This window comes from Bartonella jaculi (assembly GCF_039543045.1).
Classification (GTDB): Bacteria; Pseudomonadota; Alphaproteobacteria; order Rhizobiales; family Rhizobiaceae; genus Bartonella; species Bartonella jaculi.
In genome coordinates this window covers 1-5,796 of sequence record NZ_BAABIZ010000047.1, presented here as the reverse complement: position 1 = coordinate 5,796, position 5,796 = coordinate 1, and the positions used below count along the sequence as shown (strand labels likewise).

Sequence of the window (5,796 nt, the reverse complement as noted above, 5' to 3'; positions counted from 1 at the left end):
CGCTTTAAATTCATCATAAATGGCTTTTTGCGTCTTTTCACGCCCATTTAAAGCTTCAGCCGCCTCTGCAATAATTTGATCACAAGCTTGTGGCAATAAATCAATCGCCGTTAAGCGCCCACGCCCGACCTTGCGCATCCCTCACCTCGTCTTTTATTGATGAACGTTTGGGACGCTTAATCCCCTCAATGGAAAAGCTCCGATCTAAATGACGCGCTCCCCGTTCTGTTAAAGCCGCAAGCAAAACAGATCCCACACATTTTAATGTAACAGCGCCTTGGTCTTCCATAAAAGCCAGTTCATTGTGCACAAAATCGCGATCACGCCGGATACCATAACTGTATAAAAGCCGTTCAATCATCGCACTCGATAAGGTTTCGCTGCGCTCACAAGCAAGCCCTTTTAAAATAATCAGCCGCGCTTCTTCACGGATGATTTTATCCATATCTGCTTTCATTTCTTGGCATTCTCCAACAAAAACTCTTGCAAGCGCTCACCTATCGCTGCCACCGGTTGCAACTGCGCAGAAAACGTATTGAGGCGCCCATTTAAGCGTTCTATATTCACTTCCAACCTTTGCATGGCATCACGATCAGGCAAAAAATCCATCTCCGTTTCTAACTTTTGTACACGCTCTTTAAGCACAACGAGGTCTTTCAGCATTTCCCGTGCGCCAGAAGAAAAATAGGCTCTCAAAACCCCACAAATCGCAACAATCGATAACAATAAAGACAACCAACCATTCGCAACACTGATATCTAAATTCACTTGAAAGCCCCCTCCCTCTTGCCTAAAACTGCTTTAACCGCAGCTCCTCTGCGCTGTTCGCAAATCAATAAAGCAGCACGATCACGGCTCCAATAGCGCACCACCTCTTGCCCATTCAAAGCACGCTCTGGCAACAAAGAAGGTCGAGCACACGCCATGCGAACAACAGGCGGCAATTCAACCGATAAAAACTGATAAGCAAAACTATCCCTTGGCTTGGGTGTTGAGCAAGCGCACACGCTCAAGCCCAATACCACAGCCAGTAATCGGCAATATTGCATTGGCCTCCTCCATTTTCATAAGCTTTTGTTCCAGAGCCGAAATCACCCCTTGCGCTTGATGCTCGGCTTCAAACGCTGCTTGCCTCTGACGCTCCTGCGCAAGCTGTGCGCGTGCAGAAACCTTGGCTATCTCTAAGCGCCAATACACATCACGCGCTTTTTCTGCTTTTAAAATTTGCCCCTTCATCCAACCAAACAACGTGAAAAGGAAAAGCGCAAAAAAAAGCACCCCAAAAGACAGTTTTGAAAGTAGGCTAGACATTGCGTTTATTCCCCCACCGCGCTATCTCCCCGCCATCATAGGAACTGGTATGCCGCTTATTAAAACGCTTGCTATTGGAAAAATCCAAAGAACCAAAACCGCGATGCACCCCCAAATTCCCAACAATAATCGCCACCATTGAAGGAATAGAAATACCCGCCATATCAACAATATGGGGTGCTCCAAACAAACCTCCCAAAATGAGCAAAAAAATAACCCCCCAAGCAAACCAAAAAGACCACCACAAATAGCGTCGAGAGCCCCGATAAGACGGTTTCATGCCTCCACCTCGCATGAAAGCTCCAAAAGCTTTTTGGCGCGGTTTAAATAGGTCAAACGCTGAACAAGTCCATTTTTTCCCCCATTAATCGCTTTGGTAATCCTCACGACATCATCTTGATCGGCGAGCCTATTCAAGTCTTTCATCTGCCAAAACCAAATGGCAGACCAAAGCGCTGCTGGAAATTGTTCCACCACTTCTGGAAATGCCTCACAATCAACTGCTTGGCTCTCTCTTGAGCCCCAAAACTGTGTAAAACGGCGATAATTATTACGCCCCGTTAATTGGATCAAACCACGCCCCTTAAAGCGTACCCCATCACCAGGGTTGACATTGCCTAAATCACGCCGTCCCTCATAAGCACGCCCTGAGGCATATTCACAAAGGGTAAAAAAGCCATCACTTTCATGAGCACATTGGCTTAAAAAATGTGCAATACGCAAACGCGTCGTGAGTGCTCCATAAGATAAAGCTTTAGGCAAGAAACGAGCCATCTCAACAATAATATAATCTTGGCGCGCATGATGCGCCAGTTTAGGCGCAAGTTGATGAAGAAAAGAAGCATCTATTGAAATCATAAAAAAAACCGCTCAATGAATAAAATTCATCCGCAGTTTATGAAATCTCACGCCCCCCATATAAGCCTGACACTGTCAGTCAAAACTCTCAATACTCATAAAACTCTGGAAATAATAAACCTTGGGGCTCTTGCAAAGAAATTCTCTTCTTTAAGCGATAGGCTGTACGCACATGCATACCAGAAACCGCAGCCGCTGCATCCACCGACCAGCCCTTTTGCAGCGCTTGCATCATTTTTTGCCGCCGTTCAGCATCTCTACCAAGGGGGATAAGAAGGCGCACACCCGAACCATTAAAACAAAAATACTTGATCAATTGCTGTGCCTCTTCAAACCCAACAATTTCAATCAACCAATCCGCATTCTCAAGACGCCCAGGGATATAAACTTCTCGTCCGCCAAAAGCACGCATCATATTCCATGCCGCCTCACTGCCCGCAACATCGGCTATTTCACGCAATAAGGCAGGAAAATCGCTATAGACTTCCTCGTGCATGCATGCTTACCCCTCGCTTTTAACACCTTTACGGATGACCCGCCCCCAAACATTCATAACGCGCATAAAATCGCCCCCACTCATCTCCCCCAAAGCTTTACCACTTAATGCCATAACACTTTGATGAAACGCTTCCCCATCAAACACAACATCGGGATTCAAACGCTTCCATTGGGCACACAAAATAGAAATACTAGGGGTTTCCCCCTTAAAATCTTGAATCTTTTTCCCTTTCCAGTCAACCCCACCCTCACGCTGCAACCAGCTTTTCAACGCCTCAATAGCTCTGCACGCATCATCGCTATCGCGTAAAAAACGAACATGATCAATTCCTGTCTGTCTCTTCACAAAGGCTAGCAACGCCTTATCTGAACGCTCACGAATAATGCCAAGATTCCACCCTGCAATCCATAAAGCTTGAAGCTTTTTGGCATATTTGCCCTCTAAAACTTGTCTCTTCGGCTCAAAACCACACGCGCGCATCTCATCGACGACTAAACGCTTCTCTAAAACACTCAAATCTTTTGCCGAATATTTTCCTGTCAGGCGATAAAGCATCGCCCGATAGGTTTCATCATCAAGTGCTAAAGCACGCCTTCCCATATGAAGTGCCGCTAAAGACATGGTTCCCCTCACGTCTTCGCCATATCAAGGGTCACCGCACGCCAAGGGCTTTCTAATGTGTCTCGTTCATAAAAACGCACATATTCCTTAGAGGTCGTCACACGAATGGCTTCACGGATTGCCCGCATCGCTTCTCTCCAACGTGGATCACTAATATCCAAGCGCAACAGCATAAAAATTTCACCCCGATTCACCTTGCCTTCCTTATCCGTATTAAAAGCACGCGTAATAATCGCACGGATTTCAGGACGCGCATCCGCAGACCACTCATTCAAGCACTCATCAAGAAGGCTTTTGGCAATTTGCAATTGTGGTCCAAAATCAAAGCTCTCCTGCACTTGCACCTTAATACGTTGCAAACCATCAAAACTTGTGTAAGTACAATTGCCCTTTTTACCACGCCGCTCCACACCATATTCTTGTGCAAGCAAGCTATCAAAATCACTCAAATCCGCAATCGTATGACTATTAAAACGCGCAATCCTTGCCGATAACTCCTTCGCAAAACCCATAATTTTGCGCACCGTTTCATCCTCTAACAAATCCGCAGGACGGATCAGGCTTACCGGCACCAATGCCCCTTTTGCATCCTTCATATAACGCGTGCCTTCAAGCTCAATTTGTGGATTCATCATCAACCTCCTCCTGTGTTTTTTGAAAACGACGAAACGGCAAAACAACACCCGATAAAGGGTCGTATCCCGCTTTCAATTGCCAACGACACCGCATAAGCTCATGACCTAAAATGTGGTTATAACCCGCTAAGCGCCGTAAATAATCATTCAATTCTCGAACATCTTTCGCACTTAAAAAAATCCCATCCAGTTCATGTTTTAACAAGGCAGAGCGCAAAGCAATCAAGCAATCTCTCACCATATAAGGGTTCCGTTCCATCATTTTCCGCCTCCAAAATCCATATAAATCACACGATTGCTCTTATCCGCGTGAGAACCTTCACTCTCAGCCAAAACTTCTGCAACTTGCGCTTCCAAAATCGCATCCGCCTCCCCCAAACGGTGAACACTCAATTCCAATTCAAGCGATAAAGCCAAATCAACACACAATTTAAGCTCTTCGCTAATATCCAAACCACTTTGATAATCATCATAAAGACCAACAAGCGTATCGGATAATTCCTTAGGGCTTAAACTCATCATGCCAATTCTTCCACATTGCGGTTTTTCCATGCGGCTTTGACATGTTTAAGCGTCACCTCACTCCCATCACCAAGCGCTGCCATGCGCGCCAACATCATAGTTTTATCAATCTGCCGTAAAGCCCCAGCTTTCAAACCAATACCAGTCAAAAACTTTATCGCACCAGCATCTTCAATCCCCCAATCGTGAATGCGCGCCGCAATATCCTCACTATAAGGTTTGCGACGTTTCAGATGCATCGCCAAACGGCTTTTAATTTGTGCATAAGAGGGACCATTTTGACGGTGAACGAGGCGCCCCGAAATCTCATCATTGCCAACCAAAGCAAGCCCCGTACCATTGATATCAACAAAATGACGTAACTGATTAATCGCCTCATCCGTTAAATTTTGCGCCTCATCAACGATCAACAATGTTCCACCCCCCACACGCTCTAATCTCTTGCCAATAGCACGGGTTAAGCGGGTAGGATTATATTCCACCACGTCCAATTCTGCTGCCATATCATTCAAAATGCCGTGAACACTGCGTGTATGCGGGCTTGCTGTGACCAGATAAACATGCGGGCGGGTCGCGCGGTAATGGCGGCAGGTTTCGGTCTTGCCACTGCCCGCATCAAGCGTAATCATCACCATATCCCCCGTACTTTGCGCCAGTGTTAAAGTATCAATGATCTCACCCGCAATTCGATTCCTCTGAAAGGCTGGTTTCTCAGGGATCCTCTTCAAAAGCCCCGCCGTCTCTTTTAAAACCTCAACCCATTGTTGAACCTTTGCATTTTGCTTGCCCAATTGCCCCGCATAACTACCCGCATACCATTGCGAGAACGTCCCATCCGGCATGCCAATGCGTCGCGCCACCTCTGCCTTGCTCCAATCATTCATTTGCCCCAAAGCTCTCACCGCATCCACAAGCTCATTCCATAAAGCAATGTCATCACTGTTGCGGTTTTGGGCTGTTCCATTGGGCTGGATTTTAGGTCGCGCCCAAGGATTTTTATCGACCGTTGCATTTATCGCGTTTTTCATCTATAATCTCCCTCTCGTATTGATCTAGACATCGACAAGGGGAAGGGCTAAAATCTTGCCCCTTGTCTTTTGTCTTCAATGAACATTTAAAGCCGTACGCGATACTAAAACGGCTAACCTGACAAATCCCCCTCTCTTTCTCACACATCGAGGAACTTGCTAACTTCAAGGCTCCGCGCTCAAATCAAGGCAAAAACACCTGAAAACTTAATTGTATTGATTTAAAATATTGAAATGGATTAAGACTTCTCCTCCCCCCTTTCTTTGTTAACGCTTCAAGCTGGTACGCGATACAAAACCAGCCCCCCTTATAGGCACTCTT

The 5,796-nt window shown here is 46.1% G+C and carries 12 protein-coding genes; all 12 read right to left on the bottom strand.

Annotation, left to right across the window (positions count from 1 at the left end; all coding sequences use genetic code 11):
• Positions 1-100: 100 nt before the first annotated feature.
• A complete protein-coding gene (locus ABD915_RS08800) occupies positions 101-457 on the bottom strand; it encodes a VpaChn25_0724 family phage protein (RefSeq protein ID WP_241436582.1) in 357 nt (118 codons plus the stop codon).
• Entirely contained in the window at positions 454-768 is a 315-nt protein-coding gene (locus ABD915_RS08795; RefSeq protein ID WP_345117461.1) for a DUF2730 family protein, read from the bottom strand. Before ABD915_RS08795 ends, ABD915_RS08800 begins: the two co-directional genes overlap by 4 nt.
• Positions 765-926: a hypothetical protein gene (locus tag ABD915_RS08790; RefSeq protein ID WP_345117459.1), complete on the bottom strand. Its 162-nt coding sequence runs from the start codon at positions 924-926 to the stop codon at positions 765-767. The genes ABD915_RS08795 and ABD915_RS08790 overlap by 4 nt, the downstream gene beginning before the upstream one ends.
• A gap of 46 nt (positions 927-972) precedes the next feature.
• Positions 973-1,311 carry a hypothetical protein gene (locus ABD915_RS08785; RefSeq protein ID WP_345117457.1) on the bottom strand — a complete coding sequence of 113 codons (339 nt, stop codon included), beginning with the start codon at positions 1,309-1,311 and terminating at the stop codon, positions 973-975.
• Entirely contained in the window at positions 1,304-1,591 is a 288-nt protein-coding gene (locus ABD915_RS08780; protein ID WP_345117455.1) for a hypothetical protein, read from the bottom strand. The genes ABD915_RS08785 and ABD915_RS08780 overlap by 8 nt, the downstream gene beginning before the upstream one ends.
• Positions 1,588-2,169, bottom strand: a complete 582-nt coding sequence (locus ABD915_RS08775; RefSeq protein ID WP_345117453.1) for a glycoside hydrolase family 19 protein — start codon at positions 2,167-2,169, stop codon at positions 1,588-1,590. Before ABD915_RS08775 ends, ABD915_RS08780 begins: the two co-directional genes overlap by 4 nt.
• Before the next feature lie 88 nt (positions 2,170-2,257).
• Positions 2,258-2,665: a helix-turn-helix domain-containing protein gene (locus ABD915_RS08770; protein ID WP_345117451.1), complete on the bottom strand. Its 408-nt coding sequence runs from the start codon at positions 2,663-2,665 to the stop codon at positions 2,258-2,260.
• Positions 2,666-2,671: 6 nt separating this feature from the next.
• Complete coding sequence (locus ABD915_RS08765) at positions 2,672-3,289, bottom strand: regulatory protein GemA (RefSeq protein ID WP_345117449.1); 618 nt, start codon at positions 3,287-3,289, stop codon at positions 2,672-2,674.
• Between the two features lie 8 nt (positions 3,290-3,297).
• The gene (locus ABD915_RS08760) at positions 3,298-3,921 is read right to left on the bottom strand and encodes a DUF3164 family protein (protein ID WP_345117467.1); all 624 of its coding nucleotides are present in this window, start codon (positions 3,919-3,921) and stop codon (positions 3,298-3,300) included.
• Positions 3,905-4,183, bottom strand: a complete 279-nt coding sequence (locus ABD915_RS08755; RefSeq protein WP_345117465.1) for a hypothetical protein — start codon at positions 4,181-4,183, stop codon at positions 3,905-3,907. Before ABD915_RS08755 ends, ABD915_RS08760 begins: the two co-directional genes overlap by 17 nt.
• On the bottom strand, positions 4,183-4,446 hold the full coding sequence (locus ABD915_RS08750; protein ID WP_345117447.1) for a hypothetical protein: 264 nt from the start codon (positions 4,444-4,446) through the stop codon (positions 4,183-4,185). The genes ABD915_RS08755 and ABD915_RS08750 overlap by 1 nt, the downstream gene beginning before the upstream one ends.
• Complete coding sequence (locus ABD915_RS08745; RefSeq protein WP_345117445.1) at positions 4,443-5,474, bottom strand: AAA family ATPase; 1,032 nt, start codon at positions 5,472-5,474, stop codon at positions 4,443-4,445. The genes ABD915_RS08750 and ABD915_RS08745 overlap by 4 nt, the downstream gene beginning before the upstream one ends.
• Positions 5,475-5,796 lie beyond the last annotated feature (322 nt).

What these genes read in the sequence shown, in the direction of transcription:
- ABD915_RS08800 (WP_241436582.1), bottom strand. Translation starts at nt 457, where the DNA reads ATGAAAGCAGATATGGATAAAATCATCCGTGAAGAAGCGCGGCTGATT.
- ABD915_RS08790 (WP_345117459.1), bottom strand. Translation starts at nt 926, where the DNA reads ATGGCGTGTGCTCGACCTTCTTTGTTGCCAGAGCGTGCTTTGAATGGG.
- ABD915_RS08785 (WP_345117457.1), bottom strand. Translation starts at nt 1,311, where the DNA reads ATGTCTAGCCTACTTTCAAAACTGTCTTTTGGGGTGCTTTTTTTTGCG.
- ABD915_RS08780 (WP_345117455.1), bottom strand. Translation starts at nt 1,591, where the DNA reads ATGAAACCGTCTTATCGGGGCTCTCGACGCTATTTGTGGTGGTCTTTT.
- ABD915_RS08775 (WP_345117453.1), bottom strand. Translation starts at nt 2,169, where the DNA reads ATGATTTCAATAGATGCTTCTTTTCTTCATCAACTTGCGCCTAAACTG.
- ABD915_RS08770 (WP_345117451.1), bottom strand. Translation starts at nt 2,665, where the DNA reads ATGCACGAGGAAGTCTATAGCGATTTTCCTGCCTTATTGCGTGAAATA.
- ABD915_RS08765 (WP_345117449.1), bottom strand. Translation starts at nt 3,289, where the DNA reads ATGTCTTTAGCGGCACTTCATATGGGAAGGCGTGCTTTAGCACTTGAT.
- ABD915_RS08760 (WP_345117467.1), bottom strand. Translation starts at nt 3,921, where the DNA reads ATGAATCCACAAATTGAGCTTGAAGGCACGCGTTATATGAAGGATGCA.
- ABD915_RS08755 (WP_345117465.1), bottom strand. Translation starts at nt 4,183, where the DNA reads ATGGAACGGAACCCTTATATGGTGAGAGATTGCTTGATTGCTTTGCGC.
- ABD915_RS08750 (WP_345117447.1), bottom strand. Translation starts at nt 4,446, where the DNA reads ATGATGAGTTTAAGCCCTAAGGAATTATCCGATACGCTTGTTGGTCTT.
- ABD915_RS08745 (WP_345117445.1), bottom strand. Translation starts at nt 5,474, where the DNA reads ATGAAAAACGCGATAAATGCAACGGTCGATAAAAATCCTTGGGCGCGA.